This window comes from Vogesella mureinivorans (assembly GCF_007644035.1).
In the GTDB taxonomy this organism is placed as follows: domain Bacteria; phylum Pseudomonadota; class Gammaproteobacteria; order Burkholderiales; family Chromobacteriaceae; genus Vogesella; species Vogesella mureinivorans.
The window spans coordinates 1-506 of record NZ_VMTV02000548.1; the positions used below are offsets into that span (position 1 = coordinate 1).

General features: G+C 48.6%; 1 protein-coding gene. It reads left to right on the plus strand.

Annotated features, from left to right (window positions below):
* Positions 1-48: 48 nt before the first annotated feature.
* A partial coding sequence (locus FLQ44_RS25610; RefSeq protein ID WP_147694981.1) for an IS5 family transposase occupies positions 49-506 on the plus strand: 458 nt, incomplete at its 3' end.

Consider the following 506-nt stretch of genomic DNA (forward strand, 5'->3'; position numbering starts at 1 on the left):
ACTCAGTGTAAGCTGCGAATATGTAGTACACAGCACTGAGAGAGCGTTATGAGTAAAGCTTACCCCAGTAATTTGACCTATGCCCAATATGAATTTTTAAGTGAGCTGATTCCAGGAGCAAAACCAGGTGGTCGTCCCCGCGAAATAGATATGTGGGAAGTGATCAACGCACTTTTCTATATCTTGGTTGAGGGAGTTCGATGGCGAGCCTTACCTGCTGACTTTCCCGCATGGCAAACGGTATACAGCTACTTCCGTCAATGGCGCAAAGACGGGACATGGTTGAAAATTCACGACCGTCTGCGAGAGTGGACAAGAATTGAGCAGGAACGTGACTACAGTCCATCGGAAGCGGTCATCGACAGTCAAAGTGTCAAGAGTGGGGCAATGGTGCACCAAGCAGTGGGCTTTGATGCGGGCAAGAAAATCAAAGGACGCAAGCGATTTATGAGGGTCGATAGCTTAGGGTTGATCTTGGGGGTATTGGTGAGAGCAGCAAATGTGCG